Source organism: Kribbella sp. NBC_00662 (assembly GCF_041430295.1).
GTDB lineage: Bacteria > Actinomycetota > Actinomycetes > Propionibacteriales > Kribbellaceae > Kribbella.
Genome location: NZ_CP109029.1, coordinates 8096620 through 8117071, shown reverse-complemented (window position 1 = coordinate 8117071; position 20452 = coordinate 8096620). Strand labels below are relative to the sequence as shown.

The 20452-nt window shown below is 68.1% G+C and carries 20 protein-coding genes; 18 read left to right on the top strand and 2 right to left on the bottom strand.

The window, feature by feature from the left end:
• Nucleotides 1-34: 34 nt before the first annotated feature.
• On the bottom strand, nt 35-2845 hold the full coding sequence (locus OHA10_RS39835) for a BTAD domain-containing putative transcriptional regulator (RefSeq protein WP_371403961.1): 2811 nt from the start codon (nt 2843-2845) through the stop codon (nt 35-37).
• Nucleotides 2846-2862: 17 nt separating this feature from the next.
• Nucleotides 2863-3888, bottom strand: a complete 1026-nt coding sequence (locus OHA10_RS39830; RefSeq protein ID WP_371403960.1) for an adenosine deaminase — start codon at nt 3886-3888, stop codon at nt 2863-2865.
• 231 nt (nt 3889-4119) lie between these two features.
• Here OHA10_RS39830 and OHA10_RS39825 point away from each other — a divergent pair, with 231 nt between their 5' ends.
• The 18 genes from OHA10_RS39825 (at nt 4120) to OHA10_RS39740 (ending at nt 20452) form a co-directional block, all read left to right on the top strand.
• Nucleotides 4120-4911, top strand: coding sequence for an L-threonylcarbamoyladenylate synthase (locus OHA10_RS39825; protein ID WP_371403959.1), 792 nt, complete (start codon nt 4120-4122; stop codon nt 4909-4911).
• Nucleotides 4911-6029: an MraY family glycosyltransferase gene (locus tag OHA10_RS39820; RefSeq protein WP_350861087.1), complete on the top strand. Its 1119-nt coding sequence runs from the start codon at nt 4911-4913 to the stop codon at nt 6027-6029. The genes OHA10_RS39825 and OHA10_RS39820 overlap by 1 nt, the downstream gene beginning before the upstream one ends.
• Nucleotides 6030-6233: 204 nt before the next feature.
• The gene (locus OHA10_RS39815) at nt 6234-6698 is read left to right on the top strand and encodes a hypothetical protein (protein WP_371403958.1); all 465 of its coding nucleotides are present in this window, start codon (nt 6234-6236) and stop codon (nt 6696-6698) included.
• 90 nt (nt 6699-6788) lie between these two features.
• The gene (locus OHA10_RS39810) at nt 6789-7001 is read left to right on the top strand and encodes a hypothetical protein (protein ID WP_371403957.1); all 213 of its coding nucleotides are present in this window, start codon (nt 6789-6791) and stop codon (nt 6999-7001) included.
• Nucleotides 7002-7119: 118 nt separating this feature from the next.
• Nucleotides 7120-7902 (top strand): F0F1 ATP synthase subunit A, encoded by a 783-nt coding sequence (gene atpB, locus OHA10_RS39805; RefSeq protein ID WP_371403956.1) that lies wholly within the window; start codon nt 7120-7122, stop codon nt 7900-7902.
• Between the two features lie 78 nt (nt 7903-7980).
• The gene (atpE, locus tag OHA10_RS39800) at nt 7981-8214 is read left to right on the top strand and encodes an ATP synthase F0 subunit C (protein ID WP_371403955.1); all 234 of its coding nucleotides are present in this window, start codon (nt 7981-7983) and stop codon (nt 8212-8214) included.
• A gap of 30 nt (nt 8215-8244) precedes the next feature.
• The gene (locus OHA10_RS39795) at nt 8245-8814 is read left to right on the top strand and encodes a F0F1 ATP synthase subunit B (RefSeq protein ID WP_371403954.1); all 570 of its coding nucleotides are present in this window, start codon (nt 8245-8247) and stop codon (nt 8812-8814) included.
• Nucleotides 8814-9611, top strand: a complete 798-nt coding sequence (locus tag OHA10_RS39790) for a F0F1 ATP synthase subunit delta (RefSeq protein WP_371403953.1) — start codon at nt 8814-8816, stop codon at nt 9609-9611. Before OHA10_RS39795 ends, OHA10_RS39790 begins: the two co-directional genes overlap by 1 nt.
• Before the next feature lie 90 nt (nt 9612-9701).
• On the top strand, nt 9702-11339 hold the full coding sequence (atpA, locus tag OHA10_RS39785) for a F0F1 ATP synthase subunit alpha (RefSeq protein ID WP_371403952.1): 1638 nt from the start codon (nt 9702-9704) through the stop codon (nt 11337-11339).
• A gap of 3 nt (nt 11340-11342) precedes the next feature.
• On the top strand, nt 11343-12254 hold the full coding sequence (locus OHA10_RS39780) for a F0F1 ATP synthase subunit gamma (RefSeq protein ID WP_371403951.1): 912 nt from the start codon (nt 11343-11345) through the stop codon (nt 12252-12254).
• Between the two features lie 5 nt (nt 12255-12259).
• Nucleotides 12260-13714, top strand: a complete 1455-nt coding sequence (atpD, locus tag OHA10_RS39775; RefSeq protein WP_371403950.1) for a F0F1 ATP synthase subunit beta — start codon at nt 12260-12262, stop codon at nt 13712-13714.
• Between the two features lies 1 nt (nt 13715).
• Nucleotides 13716-14108 (top strand): F0F1 ATP synthase subunit epsilon, encoded by a 393-nt coding sequence (locus tag OHA10_RS39770; RefSeq protein ID WP_371403949.1) that lies wholly within the window; start codon nt 13716-13718, stop codon nt 14106-14108.
• 97 nt (nt 14109-14205) lie between these two features.
• Nucleotides 14206-14637, top strand: a complete 432-nt coding sequence (locus OHA10_RS39765) for a DUF2550 domain-containing protein (protein WP_371403948.1) — start codon at nt 14206-14208, stop codon at nt 14635-14637.
• Nucleotides 14638-14698: 61 nt separating this feature from the next.
• Nucleotides 14699-15544: a helix-turn-helix transcriptional regulator gene (locus tag OHA10_RS39760; protein ID WP_371403947.1), complete on the top strand. Its 846-nt coding sequence runs from the start codon at nt 14699-14701 to the stop codon at nt 15542-15544.
• Nucleotides 15545-15622: 78 nt separating this feature from the next.
• Nucleotides 15623-16531: an SDR family NAD(P)-dependent oxidoreductase gene (locus OHA10_RS39755; RefSeq protein WP_371403946.1), complete on the top strand. Its 909-nt coding sequence runs from the start codon at nt 15623-15625 to the stop codon at nt 16529-16531.
• Between the two features lie 153 nt (nt 16532-16684).
• Nucleotides 16685-17683 (top strand): methyltransferase domain-containing protein, encoded by a 999-nt coding sequence (locus OHA10_RS39750; RefSeq protein WP_371403945.1) that lies wholly within the window; start codon nt 16685-16687, stop codon nt 17681-17683.
• Nucleotides 17684-17800: 117 nt separating this feature from the next.
• Nucleotides 17801-19450 carry an ABC transporter substrate-binding protein gene (locus OHA10_RS39745; RefSeq protein ID WP_371403944.1) on the top strand — a complete coding sequence of 550 codons (1650 nt, stop codon included), beginning with the start codon at nt 17801-17803 and terminating at the stop codon, nt 19448-19450.
• Nucleotides 19451-19453: 3 nt separating this feature from the next.
• The gene (locus OHA10_RS39740; RefSeq protein ID WP_371403943.1) at nt 19454-20452 is read left to right on the top strand and encodes an ABC transporter permease; all 999 of its coding nucleotides are present in this window, start codon (nt 19454-19456) and stop codon (nt 20450-20452) included.

The following is a 20452-nucleotide window of genomic DNA, read 5'->3' as shown; positions in this document are numbered from 1 at the left end:
CAGACCTTCCGCACCGCACCAGCCAACCACACACTCACGCAGCCGGGTTGGTCCGAGCGAGCCCACTGGCCGCGCGCAGGATCATCGACTCCTGTCCCTCGTCGACCGCGAGCTCCATCACCCGGGCGAAATGCGGCCGTGCACGGGCGAGGTCTCCCTTGGCCAGCAGCGTTTCAGCCAGTCGTACGTACGCATTCTGCTGCGAGTGCATCGAGTCGCCGGCCTGCGCCAGCTCGACCGCCCGGCGCCCGACCTCGATCGCCTCGGTCCACTGCCGCTGCCGCGCGTACGCCGTACCGAGGAAGGCATAGCTGTAGACCAGGCTGTAGTCGGCGCCACGCTCGATGCCGAGATCACGCGCAGTCGTCAGCGCGGTGACGGCCTCGTCCACCCGGTCCAACTCCAGCAGGCACTCACCGATCCCGTTCAGTACTTCGGGCTGTACGCCGGGATCGCCCTGAGCCAGCGACTCCCGGTACGCCGTCAAGGCCTGCCCGAACTCGAGTCGATCGCTGTACGTCACCCCGACGTACGCCAGCACCCGCGCCGCGATGCTCGGGTCTCCCGCCTGCCGGGACGCTTCCAGCGCCTCGTCGAGTACGGCGAGAGCCTCTTCGTCCGGCCGCAGCTTCGCCTGGCTGTAGCCGATCGACGCCAGCAACCGGGCGCGCAGCGTCAGGTCCGCGTCTTCCGGCAGCTTGTCGCGCGCAGCCAGCAGCGTCCGCAAACTCTCCTCCGCGCCGATCCGGTAACGCCCCAGGCTGCCGATCGACAGCAGCACGCGGGACTCGGCCTCCGCGTCCCGTTCCGCCGCACGCAGGCCGAGCTGGAGCGCCTCGTCCATCTCGTAGAACCGGCCGCGCTGGAAGAAGCACGGCGCCACCGCGAGACCGGTCCGCCAGGCGTGCTCCATCGAACCGCGCGCCTCCGCGTACCGAATCGTCTCCAGCACGTTGGCACCCTCGGCGTCGATCCACGCCAATCCGTCGGCCACCGAGGCGAAGTCAGGTAACCGGACCGTGGCCGGCTCCGGCAACGGATGCAGCCTGCTCCCGAAGATCGCGGCACTCGCCTCCGCGGTCGCGTAGAGGTAGTAGTCGAGCAAACGCCGCACTGCGTCCGGCTCCGGCACCAGCGTCCGTGCGTACTGCCGCAGCAGGTCGTGGAACTGGAATCGCCCAGGACGCAGCTGCATCAGCAAATTGGCGTCGACGAGCTGCTCCAGCAGGTCCTCAGCTTCCACCACGTCCAGATCGGCCAGTGCGGCAGCGGCGTACATCTCGATGTCCTGACCCGTCATCGCACCGAGCAGACGGAAGAGCCGCTGCTGGTCGGGCGGCAGACTCTCGTACGACAACGCGAACGCGGGGGAGACCCCACCGCTGTCAGTGCTGAGCTCAGCCAGCCGCCTGTCCTCGGCGTCGAGTCGTTTCGACAGGTGCTCGATCGTCCAGCTCGGCCGATGCCGCAGCCGCGACCCAGCAACCCGGATCGCCAGCGGCAGATGACCACACTGGCTCACCACCTCGGCAGCAGCGGCTGCAGAGCCGGCGCGGTCCGGTCCGACGATCTCCGCCAGCAACTCCCGCGCGTCCTCAGGCCCCAGTACGTCGAGCGCCAGCCGTGCCGTGGCATCCAGACCGGTCAGCTGCCGTCGACTCGTCACCAGCACGCCACAACGCGGACCACCGGCCAGCAACGGCCGCACAGCCGCACTGTCCGGCGCATTGTCGAGTACGACGAGAATGCGTCGCCCAGCTAACTCAGAACGCCACAGTGCAGCCCGCTCCTCGAGGTCCGCCGGGATGCGGTCAGCCGGGACGGACAGCGTGCGCAGCAACCGATCCAGCGCCTGCAACGCCGACACCGGCTCATGCCCGGGGGTGTACCCGTGCAGGTCGATGAAGAGCCGTCCGTCCGGATACACGTCGCCCAGCTGTCGTGCAGCGCGCACAGCGAGCGCCGTCTTCCCGACACCCGCCATACCGTCGATCGCAACAACCGCAGGACCCGCAGTGTGCAGCGCGTCGACCACCTGCTTCAGTACGCCGTCACGCCCGACGAACGCCGCACCGTCGTACGGCAGCTCGTCGCGCACGGCCGGACGCGCAACCGGCTCGTCGTTCTGCAGGATCCGCTCGTGGATCGCGCGCAGCTCCGGACCGGGCTCCACACCGAGCTGCTCGATCAGCTCGTGCCGGGTGCGCGTGTAGGTGTCGAGTGCCTCGGAGATCCGGCCGCTGCGCCAGTACGCGAGCATCAGCTGCCCGGCGAAATGCTCCCGCAGCAGGTCCTCCTCCACGAGCTCGACCAGCTCCGGCACGAGGTCGCCGTACCGGCCGCGTTCGAGGTCCAGCTCGATCCGCTCGGCCAGCACCTTCAACCGTCGCTCGGTCAGCCGATGGCGCTGGACGCTGAGGTAGTGCCCGGCGAGCCCGCTCAAAGGCTCGCCGGTGAACAGCGCCAGCGCCTCGGACAGCCTCGCAGCGGCCTGGTCCTTGTCCCGATCCGAATGACCTGCACTGACGAGGCTCTCGAAGCGATCCAGGTCCGAAGCGCCGGGTGCGAGCCGCAAGCTGTACCCGTCCCGCGTGTGCACCAGCACGCCCTCCGGCAGCACCTTGCGCAGCCGATAGACGTACGGCGGAACGATCTTGACGCCCGTCGACGGCGGCGCATCGCTCCAGACGAGCTCGACCAGCTCGTCCGCCGTGATCACCTGGTTCGACCGCAGCGCCAGGACGGCGAGCAGGGACTGCTGACGGATCGGCCCGAGATCGAGCCGGTGGTCACCGGACCAACCGCGCAGCGGGCCCAGGAGGTCCAGCCGCAGGTCATCCGTCACGGTGCATAGTCTGGCAGCTACTCCTTGTTCTGTTCGAGGTAGGAGTCGATCTCGGTCAGCAACGAGTCCTTCACCGAGTCCTCTGCGAACGACACCCGGACGGCGGTCTTCGCCAGCTCGGCAGCGCCGGTCGCGTCCAGGTCGAGCAGCTCCGACGCGACGACGTACTCGTTGGTGAGGTCGGTGCCGAACATCGGCGGGTCGTCGGAGTTGATCGTGACCACCAGCCCCGCGTCGACCATCGCGCGCAGAGGGTGCACGTCGTACGACGCGACCGCGCGGGTGGCGATGTTCGACGTCGGGCTGACCTCCAGCGGGATCCGGTGCTCGCGCAGGTACTCGACCAGCGCCGGGTCCTGCATCGTCGACGTACCGTGGCCGATCCGCTCGGCCTTCAGCACCCGGACCGCGTCCCAGATCGTCTCCGGCCCGGTCGTCTCGCCCGCGTGCGGCACGCTGTGCAGCCCGGCCGCGAGCGCCGCCTCGAAGTGCGGCTGGAACTGCGGCCGCGGTACGCCGATCTCCGGCCCGCCGAGCCCGAACCCGACCAGCCCTTCCGGACGGATCTTGGTCGCGATCCGTAGCGTCTCGTCGGCCGCCGGGATCCCCGCCTCACCGGAGATGTCGAAGATCCACCGCAGCACCAGGCCGAACTCCTTCTCGGCCGCGACCCGCGCGTCCTCGATCGCCTCGCAGAACGCCTCGGCCCGGATCCCGCGCACCACCGAGGTGTACGGCGTGACCGTGAGCTCGGCGTACCGCAGGTTCTGCTGCTCGGCCATCTCGCGGGCGATCTCGTAGGTCAGCAGCCGCACGTCCTCCGGCGTCTTGATCAGCTCGACGACGGACAGGTAGATGTCGATGAAGTGCGCGAAGTCGCTGAACCTGAAGTACTCCGTCAGCGCGCCCGGGTCGGCCGGCACCGGCGATCCCGGGTGCCGCGCGGCGAGCTCGGCGACGATCCGCGGCGAGGCGGACCCGACGTGGTGGACATGCAACTCGGCCTTCGGCAACCCGGCGAGGAACTCACGCGACGCGGTCATGGGGCCTCCCGGCCTGGACTGAGGAGCGCAGCGAGCGGAGCGACCGGAGCGACGAGGGAAGGCCGGGAGTCACAGCCCCATGACCGCGTCGCGACGGAGTCGCGACAATTCAATTCAGTCATGACCGGGATCTTAGAGAAAGCCGCGGGCGGCCGTGGCCAAAGCTGACAGTTCTTTGTCAGCATCGACCCGGTTAGGGGTGGGGCCCGCCTGAGTGGCACGATTCACCCCGTGAGTGAGCGCTTCGACTTCACCGGGGACGAACTGGCACCGGCGTACCGCGCGGCAGTGGACGCCATCGAGGCCGGCGACCTGGTCGTCCTGCCGACCGACACCGTGTACGGCATCGCCGCGGACGCCTTCAAGGCCGACGCCGTCCAGCGGCTGCTGGACGCCAAGGGCCGCGGCCGGGACATGCCGCCGCCGGTGCTGATCTCGGTGGTGGAGTCGCTCGACGCGCTCGCCACCGACGTGCCGGACAACGGCCGCAAGCTGGCGCAGGAGTTCTGGCCCGGCCCGCTGACGCTGATCTGCCACGCGCAGACCTCGCTGATGTGGGACCTGGGGGAGACCCAGGGCACCGTCGCGCTCCGGGTGCCGGACCACGAGAACACCCGCGAACTGCTGTCCCGGACCGGACCGCTCGCGGTCAGCTCGGCGAACAAGTCCGGTCAGCCGGCCGCGCTGGACGTGTACGACGCCGAGGAGCAGCTGGCCGAGTCGGTTGCGGTCTACCTCGACGGCGGCCAGGTCACCGGCGGCGAACCGTCCACGATCGTCGACATCACCGGCGACACCCCGCGGGTCGTCCGCGTCGGCGCGCTCTCGCTCGAGCAACTGCGCGCCGTCGTACCCGAGGTAAGCACGGAGGACGACGAACCCAAGCAGGACGAAACCAAGTCCGACGAACCCAAGCCCGACGAAGCCAAGCCCGACGAAACCAAGCCAACTGAAGAGCCGGTCGCAGCGTCCAACCAGGACGACGAGAACACGACCGATCCCAATGTGAGGCCTGCGGACTAGTGCGCGAGTACCTGCTGGTCCTGTTCGTGGCGATGGCCACGACCTTCTTGCTGACCGGCGTCGCCCGGCAGATCGCGTTGCGGTACGGCGCGGTCGCCAAGGTCCGGGCCCGGGACGTGCACAAGGTACCGATCCCGTACTTCGGCGGCCTGTCGATCCTCGGCGGCCTGATCGCCGGGTTCGCGGTCGCCTCCAGCCTGCCGTTCCTCGGCAACAGCCTGCAGGTCGCGCACGACGCCCGGGCGATCCTGGTCGGCGGCGTGGTGATCTGCGCGGTCGGCGTGGTCGACGACCTGTACGAGCTGGACGCGATCACCAAGCTGGCCGGCGAGGTCCTCGCGGTCGGCGTACTCGTTGTCCAAGGCATCCAGTTGTACTGGCTCCCGCTGCCCGGCGGTGTGATCTCGCCCTCACCGGCACAGCTCGCGGTGCTGACCGCCGGCATCCTGCTGGTCTCCTGCAACGCGGTGAACTTCGTCGACGGACTGGACGGCCTCGCCGCCGGCGTCACCGCGATCGGCGCGACCGCGTTCTTCGCGTACTCGTACCTGCTGAACTTCCACGAGAACCTCGACCGGGCGACCACCTCGACGCTGATCACGGTCGCACTGGCCGGCGCCTGCCTCGGCTTCCTGCCGCACAACTTCTTCCCCGCAAGGGTCTTCATGGGCGACTCCGGCGCCCTGCTGATCGGCCTGATGCTGGCCGCGTCGACGATCAGCCTGACCGGCCAGATGGACCCGAACGCCGTCCCGTACGAGGTCGGCGGCTCGAGCCTGCTGCCCGCTCTGCTTCCGTTGGTGCTGCCAATCGCGATCCTCGCGATCCCCGCGCTGGACCTGACGCTGGCCTACATCCGCCGGACCAAGGCCGGCCGCTCGCCGTTCGCGGCCGACAAGCAGCACCTCCACCACCGCCTGATGCAACGCGGCCACTCGCACCGCCGCGCCGTCCTGCTGATGTACCTGTGGACCGCCCTCATCGCGTACGGCGTGGTGGTGCTCGGACTGGTCCTGTACTGGTGGACGGCCCTGATCGTGCTGGCCGTCGCGGTCACCGCGGTCCTGCTCACGACCGGTCTTCCGAGACGATCCCGGAAACCGCTCGCCAAGGTTTGATCCCCGCGGGCCGGGACCAGACCACTCGCCGTCCTGGCATACCGATAAGGTGTGGCTGTACAGCGGGAGGGAACCTCGTTTTGCTGACTGTGCAGACTTTGTGCTAGTTTTCACAAGCACCAGCAAAGAACAGCGACACCCCTGACCCCGCCCACCCGACGAACTGGCCGCGAGCCAGTATCGCCAGCAGGACGGAACCACCAGATGGCTCCTACGGCCCACAGCCCGAAACCCGCCGGACAAGCGACAAAGCACCCGGCGCTGGCAATGCTGCGTGGCGCTCTGATCGCCGCGCTGGTCGTCGGAGTGAATGCGACCGCGGTGTCCACGGTCGCGGCCGGCGTCGCCGGTCTCTGGGGCGCGCTGCTCGGTCTGCTGATGGTGATCGTCTTCTCCGGCGCGGGCCTGATCGCGCTGCACCTGTCCCGCAAGACCTCTCCGACCGTGCAGCTCGCGGTCGCGATGGCGTCGTACACCGGCCGGATCGCGATCTTCGGCGGTCTGCTCGCGGTCGCGCTGAGCTCGGACGGCCTGGCCAGGCACGTGAATCTGACCGTGCTCGGCGTGGTCGCCCTGGTCGTCGTGATGGGCTGGATGGCCGGTGAGATCTGGGCCTGGTCCCGGCTCCGCGTGCCGATCTACGACCTCGACAAGGAGGTGACGGCGTGAGCACCGTAAGTAACGATTTCCCTGCTGTGGTGGAGATTACGGGGCCCGATGTGACCGCATCTGTCGCCAACTGGTACGTTTCGGGTGCCAATGAGCGAGCATCAGGATCCGAAGCCATCACCCCCGAATTCGGGCGACGGCTGGCGGGTCCTGTCCTACTTGATCGGCGGTGTCCTGGTCTACGGGGGCATCGGGTTCGGGCTGGATCGGCTCTTCGGCACCCAGTTCTTGCTTCCGGTGGGCATCGTCCTCGGTGCCGGGCTCACCATCTTGATGCTGCACTTCCGGTACGGAAAGTCCTGATCCCTTCGGGGTCTGGCGCGATCCGCACCGGGTCTGACGTTGTTGACCGCCATGCCCTGAGCCGCCCTGCCCTTACGTACAAGGCGTCCGACTTGAGCACGACGCGAGAGGAGACCCGGTGACCGCCGGCGTTCCGACCGAGTTCATCGCACCCGGTCCACAGAACTTCGAGACCCCGCCCATCATCGACGGTGTGGCCTGGTTCACCAAGCCTGTGCTGGTGGCCGCGCTGTCCGTCGTCGTGATCGTATGGTTCTACTGGGGTGCGTCCCGCAAGGCCGCCATCGTCCCGAGCAAGCTGCAGTTCGCCGGGGAGCTGGGCTACAACTTCGTCCGCAACTCGATCGCGCGGGACGCGATCGGCAGCCAGGAATACATGAAGTACGTGCCGTACCTGTGCGGCCTGTTCTACTTCATCCTGCTGAACAACGTCGCCGCGACGATCCCGCTGATCCAGTTCCCGACCTTCAGCCACATCGGCTGGGCGTACGTGGCCGCGATCATGAGCTGGGTCATCTACAACGCGGTCGGCATCCGCAAGCACGGCGCCTGGGGCTATTTCAAGCACCAGACCATGCCGGCCGGTGTGCCGATCTGGCTGATGCCGCTGATGATCCCGATCGAGTTCATCTCGAACATCCTGGTCCGGCCGATCTCGCTCAGCCTGCGGCTGTTCGCCAACATGTTCGCCGGCCACATCCTGCTGCTGGTCTTCGTGCTCGGTGCCGAGTACATGGTGTTCGAGTCCGGCAGCATCGCGCTCGGCGGCGTCGGCGTCATCACGTTCCTCATGGGCATCGCGATCGCCGGGCTGGAGCTGTTCGTCCAGTGCATCCAGGCCTACATCTTCGTGGTGCTGACCGCGCAGTACATCGGCAGCGCCATCGCCGACGACCACTGATCCGCAGTACCGCAGTACCCCTAGACCCGTAGTAAACGGACACCGGATTTCGATCCGTACCGAAAGGAAGCAGTGCACATGAGCAACATCGCTCTCGAGATCTCCGGCAACATCGCGGTCCTCGGCTACGGCCTGGCCGCGATCGGCCCGGGCGTCGGCGTCGGTCTGATCTTCGCCGCCGTGATCAACGGCACCGCGCGTCAGCCCGAGGCCCAGAGCAAGCTGCAGTCGATCGCGTGGATCGGCTTCGGCGTCACCGAGGTGCTGGCGATCATCGGTATCGCCCTCGCCTTCGTCTTCCGTTCTGCCTGACCTATTTCGACTGACTGACAGGATCCAGACATGACGACGTTGGTGCTACCGCTGGCGGCGGAGGGCGAGCAGGTCAACCCGCTGCTGCCACACACCGCCGAGATCATCTTCGGCTTCGTCTTCCTGATCCTGCTGGCCGTTCTCTTCGCCAAGGTCGTCGTCCCGAAGTTCGAGAAGGCGTACGCCGATCGGACCGCGGCCATCGAAGGCGGGATGGAAGAGGCCAAGCAGGCCCAGGCCGAGGCGAAGGCTGCTTTGGAGAAGTACAACGCGCAGCTGGCGGAGGCTCGCCAGGAGGCTGCGAAGATCCGCGAGGACGCCCGCGAGCAGGGTGCGGCGATCATCGCGGAGATGCGCGAGCAGGCGAACGTGGAGGCCGAGCGGATCGTCACGCACGCGCGCACCCAGATCGACGCCGAGCGGGCCCAGGCGGTCGCCTCGCTGCGCAGCGAGGTCGGCACGATGGCGACCACCCTGGCCGGCCGGATCGTCGGTGAGTCGCTCGAGGACGAGGCGCGTCAGCGCCGGACCGTCGAGCGCTTCCTGGCCGAGCTGGAGGAGTCGGAGTCCGCTCGTCAGGCCGTCGGAACGGACGGCTGATGCGCGGCGCGTCGCACGAGTCACTCGCCCGGGCCGAGGAGGCCCTGGCGAGTACGAGCCCGTCCGAGTCGCTGGGCGGCGAGCTGTTCTCGATCGCCAAGTTGCTGGACGGCAGCGGTGCGCTCCGGCGTGCGCTGACCGACCCGGCCCGGCCGAAGGACGCCAAGATCGGCCTGGCGCAGCAGTTGTTCGGCGGCAAGATCTCCGCCCAGGCGTTGGAGATCCTGTCCGTCGCGGTGTCGGGTCGCTGGGTCAGCGGTCGTGACCTGGGCGATGCTCTCGACCAGCTGAGCGTCGAGGCCGAGGTGGCGTACGCCGACAGCCGGCGCAAGCTGGACGACGTCGAGGACGAGCTGTTCCGGCTGGACCGGATCGTCGCGGCCGAGCGGGGACTGAGCGAGACGCTCAGCGACCGCAGCATTCCGGTGGACGCCCGGCAGGAACTGCTCGGCGGACTGCTGCAGGGCAAGGCCGACGCCGTCACGGTGCGGCTGGCCGAGCGTGCGGTGGACGGCCGGGGCCGCAGCTTCGCCGCCGCGATGCGGTCGTACCAGGTCGCCGCGGCGGCCCGGCGCAACGCCAGCATCGCGACCGTGCGGGTGGCAACCGACCTGAGCGAGGCCGAACGTACCCGGCTCGCGACGGCGCTCGGACGGCAGTACGGCCGGGACATCCAGCTGAACGTGATCGTCGACCCGAACGTGGTCGGCGGCGTCCGGGTGGACATCGGCGACGAAGTGATCGACGGAACCATCGCGGCCAGGCTCGACGAGGCGCAACGGCGCATCGCGGGCTGAACCCCCTTAACGACATACAGCGGCGCTAAGGGTCGGGAAAGCCTTTAGAGCCACAACAGGCCAGCAAGGGTCAAGGAAGCAGGAAACACAATGGCTGAGCTCACGATCAGGCCGGAGGAGATCCGGGACGCCCTGGATCGGTTCGTCACCGAGTACCAACCGGCCGAGACGGCCGCCGAAGAGGTCGGCACCGTCGTCGACGCGGGTGACGGTATCGCGCACGTCGAGGGCCTGCCCTCGGCGATGACCAACGAGCTGCTCGAGTTCGAGGACGGCACCCGGGGTATCGCGCTGAACCTGGACGTCCGCGACATCGGTGTCGTCGTTCTCGGTGAGTTCGACGGGATCGAGGAGGGCCAGCAGGTCCGCCGGACCGGTCAGGTGCTGTCGGTGCCGGTCGGCGAGGGCTACCTCGGCCGGGTCGTCGACCCACTGGGCAAGCCGATCGACGGCCTGGGCGAGATCCAGGGCCTCGAGGGCGACCGCGCGCTGGAGCTGCAGGCCGCCGGCGTGATGGACCGCCAGGAGGTCCGCCAGCCGCTGCAGACCGGTATCAAGGCGATCGACGGCATGATCCCGATCGGCCGCGGCCAGCGCGAGCTGATCATCGGCGACCGCAAGACCGGCAAGACCGCGATCGCGATCGACACGATCATCAACCAGAAGGCGAACTGGGAGTCCGGCGACCCGGACAAGCAGGTCCGCTGCATCTACGTCGCCATCGGCCAGAAGGGCTCGACGATCGCCGCCGTCCGCGGTGCGCTCGAAGAGGCCGGCGCGATGGAGTACACCACGATCGTCGCCTCCCCGGCGTCCGACCCGGCCGGCTTCAAGTACGTCGCGCCGTACACCGGCTCGGCCATCGGCCAGCACTGGATGTACCAGGGCAAGCACGTGCTGATCGTCTTCGACGACCTGACCAAGCAGGCCGAAGCGTACCGCGCGATGTCGCTGCTGCTGCGTCGCCCGCCGGGCCGCGAGGCCTACCCGGGTGACGTCTTCTACCTGCACAGCCGCCTGCTGGAGCGCTGCGCGAAGCTGTCCGACGAGCTCGGCGCGGGCTCGATGACCGGTCTGCCGATCATCGAGACCAAGGCCAACGACGTCTCGGCGTTCATCCCGACCAACGTCATCTCGATCACCGACGGCCAGATCTTCCTGCAGTCGGACCTGTTCAACGCCAACATCCGGCCGGCCATCGACGTCGGTATCTCGGTCTCCCGGGTCGGCGGCGCCGCGCAGGTCAAGGGCATGAAGAACGTCTCCGGCTCGCTGAAGATCGACCTGGCCCAGTTCCGCGCGATGGAGGCGTTCGCGATGTTCGCGTCCGACCTCGACGCGACCTCCCGCCGGCAGCTCGACCGCGGTCAGCGGCTGGTCCAGCTGCTCCGTCAGCCGCAGTACTCGCCGTACCCGGTGGAGGACCAGATCGTCTCGATCTGGGCCGGTACCCGCGGCCACTTCGACGACGTACCGGTGAACGACGTGCTCCGCTTCGAGCGGGACTTCCTGGACTACCTGCGCCGCGAGAGCAAGGTGCTCGACGGCATCCGTGAGTCCGGCCTGTTCGGCGACGACGAGGCGCAGGCCGTCACCGACGCGCTGCAGGCGTTCAAGCCGACGTTCCAGACCTCCGAGGGCACCCTGCTGGGCACCGAGGCCGAGGCCGTCGCGATGGACGAAGAGGACGTCGAGCAGGAGCAGATCGTCAAGCAGAAGAGGGGTTGACCGATGCCGGCCAACCTGCGGGAGCTTCGCGATCGGAAGGCTTCGGTCTCCACGATCAAGAAGCTCACCCGCGCGATGGAGCTCATCGCGGCGTCCCGGATCGTCAAGGCGCAGCAGCGCGCCCAGGCGGCCGGTCCGTACGCGCGTGAGCTCACCCGCGCCGTGTCGGCGGTGGCGACGTTCTCGAACGTCGACCACCCGCTGACCACCGAGAAGCCGAACCCGAAGCGGGCCGCCGTCCTGCTGATCACCTCCGACCGCGGTCAGGCCGGTGCCTACTCGGCGAACGTGATCCGCGAAGGGGAGCGGCTGAACCAGATGCTGCGCGAGGACGAGAAGGAGATCGTCTCGTTCCTCAGCGGCCGCAAGGGCATCGCCTACTACCACTTCCGGCAGCGTGAGGTCGCGCAGTCGTGGAGCGGTGACTCCGACGCGCCGTCGTTCGCCCGGGCCCGGGAGATCGCCGACGCCCTGATCGAGTCCTTCCTGACCCCGACCGAGGAAGGCGGCGTGGACGAGATCCACATCGTCTTCACCCGGTTCGTGTCGATGCTGACCCAGCGCCCGGACGTGATCCGGCTGCTGCCGTTGGAGGTCGTCGAGGGCGAGGAGGCGCCGGCGGCCGACGACGTGCTGCCGCTGTACGAGTTCGAGCCGTCCGCCGAAGAGGTTCTCGACGGGCTGCTGCCGAAGTACGTCGCCAGCCGGATCCACTACTGCATGCTGCAGGCGGCGGCCTCCGAGCTGGCCAACCGGCAGCGGGCGATGAAGTCCGCGACGGACAACGCGCAGGACCTGATCGAGAGCCTGACCCGGGACCTGAACCAGGCCCGGCAGGCGCAAATTACCCAGGAAATCAGCGAGATCGTCGGTGGCGCCAGCGCGCTGGCCGACGCGAGCGCCGGGAGCGAGTGAGAGAGATGACTGCCACGGTTACCGAGAAGAACAACGAGGCGGGTGCCACCGGCATCGGTCGCGTCGCCCGGGTGATCGGCCCGGTCGTCGACGTCGAGTTCCCTGTGGACGCGATGCCCGACATGTACAACGCGCTCGAGGTGGACATCACCCTGGGCGACGTGACCCAGACGATCACCCTCGAGGTGGCGCTGCACGTCGGCGACAACATCGTCCGGGCGATCTCGATGAAGCCCACCGACGGCCTGGTCCGCGGCGCCGAGGTACGCGACACCGGCGCGGCGATCTCCGTGCCGGTCGGCGACGTCACCAAGGGCCGGGTCTGGTCCGTGACCGGCAAGTGCCTGAACCAGGACGAGTCCGAGTTCGAGATCACCGAGCGCTGGCCGATCCACCGCAAGGCTCCGGCCTTCGACCAGCTCGAGTCCAAGACCGAGATGCTGGAGACCGGCATTAAGGTGCTCGACCTGCTCACGCCGTACGTGCAGGGCGGGAAGATCGGCCTGTTCGGCGGTGCGGGTGTCGGCAAGACCGTTCTGATCCAGGAGATGATCTACCGGATCGCCCACAACTTCGGTGGTACGTCGGTGTTCGCCGGCGTGGGCGAGCGGACCCGTGAGGGCAACGACCTCATCAACGAGATGGAAGAGGCCGGCGTCTTCAAGGACACCGCGCTGGTGTTCGGCCAGATGGACGAGCCGCCGGGCACGCGTCTTCGCGTCGCGCTGTCGGCGCTGACCATGGCGGAGTACTTCCGCGACGTCAAGCAGCAGGACGTGCTGCTGTTCATCGACAACATCTTCCGGTTCACCCAGGCCGGTTCCGAGGTCTCCACGCTGCTCGGCCGGATGCCGAGCGCGGTCGGTTACCAGCCGAACCTGGCTGACGAGATGGGCGTGCTGCAGGAGCGGATCACGTCGACCCGCGGTCACTCGATCACCTCGATGCAGGCGATCTACGTGCCCGCCGACGACTACACCGACCCGGCGCCGGCCACCACGTTCGCGCACCTGGACGCGACCACCGAGCTCTCGCGTGACATCGCCGCCCGGGGTCTGTACCCGGCCGTCGACCCGCTGACCTCGACGTCGCGGATCCTCGACCCGCAGTACATCGGCCAGGAGCACTACGACGTGGCCGTCCGGGTGAAGCAGATCCTGCAGAAGAACAAGGAACTGCAGGACATCATCGCGATCCTCGGTGTCGACGAGCTCTCCGAAGAGGACAAGATCACCGTCGCGCGGGCGCGCCGGATCGAGCAGTTCCTGTCCCAGAACACCTACATGGCGGAGAAGTTCACCAACATCCCGGGTTCGACCGTGCCGCTGAAGGACACGATCGAGTCGTTCAAGAAGATCACCGAGGGCGAGTACGACCACGTCGCCGAGCAGGCCTTCTTCAACGTCGGTTCGCTCGAGGACGTCGACCGCAAGTGGGCCGAGCTGCAGAAGGAAAACTGAGATGGCTGACCACTTGGAGGTGGCGCTGGTCGCCGCCGAGCGGACGGTCTGGCAGGGGCAGGCGAAGATCGTGATCGCCCGGACCACGGACGGCGACGTCGGCATCCTGCCCGGCCACGCGCCGCTGCTGGGTCTGCTGCAGGGCGGCACCGTCCAGGTGCGGACCGTCGACGACGAGTACTTCGTCGCGGCCGCGCCGGACGGCTTCATCTCGGTGGCGAACAACCGGGTCTCGATCCTGGCCGAGAACGCCGAGATGGGTCACGACATCGACCTCGAGGAAGCCCGGCGCGAACTCGAGGAGGCCCTGGCCACCGGCAGCGAAACCGACGAGGCCACCGACGAGGTCCGGCTTGCCGAGGCCAGGGTCCGGGCCGCCGAGCAGACGTCCTGATCTCCCTGCCATAATCGAATATCGTCACTGACAGTACGGTTCTCCTCCGGTGCCCGGGGTGTACCGGACATTGGGCACCGGAAAGGGTCGGCAAGGTATGAGGACAGTCCTCGATGTCGTCGGGGTCTGTCTGCTTGCCGCCGTATTGTTCATCGTGCTTGTCGCGTTCCGCCGTCGCTGGTTGTCCAGGGACGGCGGAACTTTTGATTGCAGCCTCCAGCTCGCCGAGAAGGAGCACGGCCGCGGCTGGGCCCTCGGTCTGGCCCGCTACGTCGGCGACGAGCTGCAGTGGTTCCGGGTCTTCAGCCTGGCCTGGTGGCCCAAGCTCGTCGTCAACCGCCGCCAGCTCGACGGCATCACCACCCGCCGCCCGATGGGCAACGAGCCCCTCGTGACGTACGCCGGCCACGTGATCGTCGACGCCGACCTGCACGAGCGCACCGTCCACTTCGCCATGACCGAAGAAGCCCTCACCGGCGTCCTGGCCTGGATGGAATCCGCACCTCCCAGCACACAGACCTACCTGTAGCCGCTCGTCCTGGGAGTGTCAGGGCCACGATAAGTACGCCGCGGCCGCGCACACTGGACTCGTGCAAGAGTGGGAGTTCGGCCGGGCGGTCCGTCGGTGGCGTGACCGGGTGTCGCCCGGCGCGGTCGGTCTGGCGCCGGGCAGCCGTCGACGCGCAACCGGGCTGCGGCGCGAGGAGCTCGCCGGTCTGGCGGGTATCTCGACCGACTACCTGACCCGGCTGGAACAAGGCCGGGCGACATCCCCGTCGCCACAGGTCGTCGAGGCGCTGGCTCGCGCGCTGCGTGTGTCCGACTCCGAGCATGACCTGCTCTTCGAGCTGGCCGGGTTGTCCGCGCCGGGCCCGGGCGTCGTGCCGTCGCGGATCAGTGCCAGCGTGCAGCGACTGCTCGATCGGGTCGCAGATACACCGGTTGCCGTGTACGACGCGACGTGGACGCTGCTCGACGCGAACCCGCCGTACGACGCGCTGATGGGTGAGACGACGTCCTTGCAGGGGCTCGAACGGAACGCGCTCTGGCGCAACTTCGTCGGCCCCGGTACCCGGGTGGTCCATTCGCCCGAGGAGAAGGCAGAGCTGCTGGCCGGGCAGGTAGCCGACCTGCGCCGGACCGCGGCGCGCTACCCGGCGGATCAGCACCTGCGGACCCTGGTCCGCGAGCTCACCGCGCACAGTCCCCGGTTCGCCGAGCTGTGGGCGCGGGACGACGCGGAACCGGACCAGGCGCAGTCGAAGCGCAAGGTGGTCGACCATCCGTCCGTCGGGCCGATCAGTCTCGACTGCGACGTCCTGTTCGTCGCCACCGACGACGTACGGCTGATGGTCTACACCGCCGAACCCGGAACCGAGGACGCGGAACGGCTGGCCCTGGCCATCGTCCTCGGCACGCAGCAGCTGATCGAGTGACGGTCCGGTCCTGGTCCTGTCAGTCCTACGAAAACCGGACCGCTGGTTGAGCGATGACGACCGACCGAGACTCGTCGCATGAACTCGCAGAGAACCTGGATCATCACCGGGCCGACGTCCGGTATCGGCCGTCGTACCGCCCTCGAGCTTGCCGCGCACGGCACGGTCGTGCTGGTCGGACGCGATCCGGCGAAGCTCGCCGTGATCGAGCGGCAGATCGAGGCGAGAGGCGGACGCTCGGTATCGGTCGTCGCCGACTTCTCCGACCTCGGGAGCGTACGGCGGGCCGCGGGTGAGATCGTCGCCCTCGGCCTGCCCGTCGCGGGCGTGCTGAACAACGCCGGCATCTTCCCGCTGGAGCACCGTACGACGTCGCAGGGGTGGGACCTCACCTATGCGACCAACCACCTCGGTCCGTTCGCGTTCACGCAGGCCCTCGTGCCGCATCTGCCGGACGGCGCCAACGTCGTGTTCGTCTCCTCCGGAGTCGAGGACCCTGACCGTAAGCCTGCCGTCATGGCCGGCTTTCGTGGCGCGCGGTTCATCTCGGTCGAGGCGAGTGCGCGCGGCGAGTGGAAGCCGGGCGGCTCCTCACGACCGGGCTTCGACGCGTACGCGACCTCGAAGCAGGGCAACCTCGCCACCGTGCTGGCGTTCGCGCGGGAGACGCCCCGGCTGCGGTTCAACGCGGTCGAGCCGGGATTCAGCCCCGGCAGCGGGCTCGGCCGTGACGCCGGACCGGTGGTGAGGTTCGTGTCGAAGTACGTGCTGTCGCCGCTGGCGCCGATGATTAAGTACTGGAGCACGCCGAAGCGCGCGGCGCGGGTGCTCACCGAGGTACTGACCTCCGACTCCGAGGCGTCGGGCATCTACTACGACGAACGCGGTAAGCCGATGCTCGGCTCCCAGCAGGTGCGCGATCCCGAGTTCACCGATCGGGTTGTCGCCGAAACCCGGGCTCTGCTCGCTACCTGCGTAATTCAGTAGGACGCACCATCCGGCGCATGCCATCATCTCCGCCATGGAGCCATACTTCTTCCGCGTGGGCTAGCCTTCCGCTGGCCTGTTCGAGGTTTCCCGCGGTCAGCGATGCGGGAGTGACCAGTTGGTTGTTCCCGGGTGCTATCCGGGAGATTCTCCATGCACTTGGTGCTGGTGCGGACTGTCACGGGGTTGGAAGGACTGGCGGCTGAGGAGGTCGTCGCTGCGGGGCATCGGGTGGTCGAGGTGTCCAAGCGGCAGGTGGTTGTCGAGTGGGCGTCAGGCGAGTGCGGTCCGCCGCGGCTGGCGGACGATGTGTTCGTCGTACACGGCGCTGTGGTTGATCCTGGGCGGACCAGGGATGCGCTGGCGGCGGCGGTTCGGTCGTTGGAGTTGCCGGCGGGGTCGGGTGCGTTCGCGGTCAGTGCGTCGTTCGTGGGGGCTCGGAACTTCAATCGGTTCGACGTCGAGGACCTGGTGGGTGCGCGGCTCGGTGGGCGGTACCACTCGCGGCGCGGTGGTGCTGTGCCGCCGGTCGAGCGGTCCGAGTGGCGGGTCGTGCTGGACGGGAAGACGTTGTGGGTCGGGCTGCGGCCGTACGCCGTACCGCTGCATCGGCGGGCGTGGCGGACGCGGACCGTGCGGGGGAGTCTGCATCCGCCGGTTGCTGCCGCGATGGCTCGGCTCGCTGGCATCGCGCCGGGCCACACGGTCCTCGATCCGTTCTGCGGTGCCGGGACGGTGCTGCTCGAAGCACACGCGATCGAGCCGCGAGCTGCGTACGTCGGCATCGACCGCGACCCCGCCGCGGTCGATGCCGCCAGGGCGAACGCGCCCGCGACGGGCGCCGCGGAGACAGGCGGCGGAAAGGCGGGCGGCGGGGTGTTGTGGCGGCTCGGGGATGCGCGGCGGTTGGACGTGACCGCTGATCGCATCATCACCAACCCGCCCTGGGACGTGCGGCTCAGCATCGGGGACCTCGGGCCGTACGTCCGCGAGTGGCGCCGGGCGTTGCGTCCGGGAGGGCGGCTGATCGCCGTCCTCAGCCAGACGCAGGCCGCTCAACTGACCCGCGGTTGGCGGGTGCAGGCCATCTACGACCTGTCCGTCGCGGGGCAGTATCCGCGAATTGTCGTTGCTGAGCCGTCTCGGTCTTGACATGCGCACGTAACGTTCGTAGGTTCCTGCGCATACGTAAGAGCAACCCGGAAATAGCTCATACCCGAGTGCTCATACGTATGAACGTGCAGCCGCTCTAGTTCTGGGGTGAGAGATATGCGCAGTCGATGGCGGGTCTTGCTGGTGGTCGGTGCGGTGCTGGCGGCGGGATGCTCAGGTCCCGCCGCCAAGCCGGCCGGCAGTGGCGGCGGTGCGGCGGAGGCGTCGGTCGTCTACGGCAAGACCGACGGCGGTACGACGTTCGTCCGCAACTACAACGTGATGGGCCCGGCGACCGACAAGGCGCCGAACATGGAGCTCGTCTACGAGCCGCTGATGCGGGTCGACTACGGCGAGGGCGGCGTGGTGAAGCCGTGGCTGGCGGAGAGCTGGACGTTCTCCGGGCAGGGCAAGCAGCTGACGATCAAGCTGCGCAAGGACGTGACCTGGTCCGACGGGCAGCAGTTCACCGCGGACGACGTCGTCTACTCGCTGGGTCTCCCGATCGAGAAGCCGGACTTCAGCATCGCGGGTGTCACCTACAAGTCGGTGCAGAAGGTCGACGACAGCACCGTGAAGGTTGTCTTCGCCGAGCCGTCGTACGCGACGCTGAACCAGTTCGCGAACATCCTGCTCCCGATGGTCCCCAAGCACATCTGGTCGACGCAGAACCTCAACACCTGGACGAACCCGGACCCGATCGGCACCGGTCCGTTCACGCTCGAGGAGTTCAAGCCGCAGCAGATCACGCTCCGGGCCCGCACCGACTACTGGGGCGGGAAGCTGCCGATGACGACGTACAAGATCATCCCGACCAGCGCCGACGCTCTCAAGGCGCAGCTGCTGAAGGGGGACATCGACTGGGCGTCCGCGAGCTGGCCGAACGGCGAGAAGGAGTACGTCGCCAAGGACCCGGACAAGCACCTCTACCAGCTCTACTCCAACGGCGGCGCGATGTCCGTCCTGTTCAACACCGCCAAGGCGCCCTTCGACGACGTGCACGTACGGCGGGCGCTCGCGCTCACGATCGACCGCACCGCCGTCGTCACCACGCTGCAACGGCCCGGTACCGAGGCCGGCCCGACCGGACTCTCCGACCAGCTGTTCGCCGACTGGCTCGACCCGGCGTACAAGGGCAAGGTCCAGAAGGTCGACGCCGCCGCGGCGAAGGCCGAGCTGGCCGCCGGCGGCTGGACGATCGACAACGGAGCGCTGGTCAAGGACGGCAAGCGGTACCAGCCGAGCATCCTGTTCAACTCCGACTGGGGCTGGGGCAACTACGCCGACATCCTGATCAACACCTGGAAGCAGAACCTCGGTCTGCAGGTGAAGGGCGCCGGCCAGCCGAGCGCCGGGTACTACGACAAGCAGAACCTCGGCCAGTTCGACCTGGCCGCCGCGTCCACCGGCGGCTCCGGGGTGTACGGCGTCTACCGCTTCCTCAGCAGCTCGTTCAAGGTCCCGATCGGCAAGTCGGCGACGCTGAACCAGGGCCGCTGGAGCGACCCGACGACCGACTCGATCCTGGCCTCGATGGAGCGCACCGACAACGTCGACCAGCTGAAGACGCTCGGCCGCGAACTGCAGAAGATCGTCGTCGACAAGGTCCCGTTCAGCCCGATCTACAACAACTTCTACTTCGTCGACATCAACGCGACGCGCTGGACCGGCTGGCCGACGCCGGACGACTTCGACCACATCCCGTTCGTCGGGATGGGCCCGGACACGATCCTGACCATGCTGAAGCTCCAGCGCCGGGGGAGCTGACCCATGCGGTGGGCTTTCCTGGCCCGGCGGCTGGGTTTCTACCTGGCCGCCGCGGCCGCCGCGATCGGGCTGAACTTCCTGCTCCCGAGGCTGATGCCCGGCGATCCGTCGTCGGCGATCGTCGAGGAACTCGAACGGGTCAGCGGTCAGCAGGTCCCGGCCGAGACGCTGATGTCGATCCGCGCGATCTTCGGCAACCCGCACGCCAACCTGGCCCAGCAGTTCGCCGACTACCTCCGCCAGCTGTCCCACGGTGACCTCGGCGTCTCCGTGGTCAACTTCCCGGTCCCGGTCGCCGACCTGGTCCGGCAGGCGCTGCCGTGGACGCTGTTGCTCGTCGGTACGACGACCGTCACCGCGTTCGCGATCGGCACCCTGCTCGGCGTCGTGGCCGGCTGGAAGGCCGGCAGTCGTCTCGACGCGATCCTGACCCCGTTCACCACGTTCCTGAGCAGCGTCCCGTACTTCTGGGTGGCCCTGCTCGCCCTCTGGATCTTCGGCTTCGTCCTCGGCTGGACGCCGCTGTCCGGCGGGTACGACGCCGACCTTTCCCAGGGCTTCAGCCTCGCGTACGCCGTCAGCGTGCTGCATCACGGAGTGTTGCCAGCAGCAACGATCGTGTTCTCGGCCTTCGGCGGCTGGCTGCTCGGGATGCGGAACATGACCGTCACCACGGTCCGCGAGGACTACGTTCTGCTCGCCCAGGCGAAGGGCCTCTCGCCTAAACGGGTGATGTTCAGGTACGCCGCCCGCAACGCGATGCTGCCGAGCTTCACCGGGTTCGCGATGGCGCTGGGCGGAGTCGTCGGCGGTGCGCTGCTGACCGAGATCGTGTTCAGCTATCCGGGCATCGGCTACCTGCTCTACGAGTCGCTGCAGAAGCGCGACTACCCGATGATGCAGGGCGTCTTCCTGCTGATCACGCTCGCCGTACTGCTGGCCAACCTGGTCGCCGACCTGGCCTACGTCCTGCTCGATCCACGGATCCGGGCGAGGGGATGA

Coding starts and splice junctions, on each gene's coding strand:
- OHA10_RS39745 (WP_371403944.1), top strand. CDS start 17,801: ATGCGCAGTCGATGGCGGGTCTTGCTGGTGGTCGGTGCGGTGCTGGCG.
- OHA10_RS39750 (WP_371403945.1), top strand. CDS start 16,685: ATGCACTTGGTGCTGGTGCGGACTGTCACGGGGTTGGAAGGACTGGCG.
- OHA10_RS39780 (WP_371403951.1), top strand. CDS start 11,343: ATGCCGGCCAACCTGCGGGAGCTTCGCGATCGGAAGGCTTCGGTCTCC.
- atpA (WP_371403952.1), top strand. CDS start 9,702: ATGGCTGAGCTCACGATCAGGCCGGAGGAGATCCGGGACGCCCTGGAT.
- OHA10_RS39830 (WP_371403960.1), bottom strand. CDS start 3,888: ATGACCGCGTCGCGTGAGTTCCTCGCCGGGTTGCCGAAGGCCGAGTTG.
- OHA10_RS39770 (WP_371403949.1), top strand. CDS start 13,716: ATGGCTGACCACTTGGAGGTGGCGCTGGTCGCCGCCGAGCGGACGGTC.
- OHA10_RS39810 (WP_371403957.1), top strand. CDS start 6,789: ATGAGCGAGCATCAGGATCCGAAGCCATCACCCCCGAATTCGGGCGAC.
- OHA10_RS39740 (WP_371403943.1), top strand. CDS start 19,454: ATGCGGTGGGCTTTCCTGGCCCGGCGGCTGGGTTTCTACCTGGCCGCC.
- OHA10_RS39755 (WP_371403946.1), top strand. CDS start 15,623: ATGAACTCGCAGAGAACCTGGATCATCACCGGGCCGACGTCCGGTATC.
- OHA10_RS39790 (WP_371403953.1), top strand. CDS start 8,814: ATGCGCGGCGCGTCGCACGAGTCACTCGCCCGGGCCGAGGAGGCCCTG.
- atpD (WP_371403950.1), top strand. CDS start 12,260: ATGACTGCCACGGTTACCGAGAAGAACAACGAGGCGGGTGCCACCGGC.
- OHA10_RS39815 (WP_371403958.1), top strand. CDS start 6,234: ATGGCTCCTACGGCCCACAGCCCGAAACCCGCCGGACAAGCGACAAAG.
- OHA10_RS39795 (WP_371403954.1), top strand. CDS start 8,245: ATGACGACGTTGGTGCTACCGCTGGCGGCGGAGGGCGAGCAGGTCAAC.
- OHA10_RS39765 (WP_371403948.1), top strand. CDS start 14,206: ATGAGGACAGTCCTCGATGTCGTCGGGGTCTGTCTGCTTGCCGCCGTA.
- atpE (WP_371403955.1), top strand. CDS start 7,981: ATGAGCAACATCGCTCTCGAGATCTCCGGCAACATCGCGGTCCTCGGC.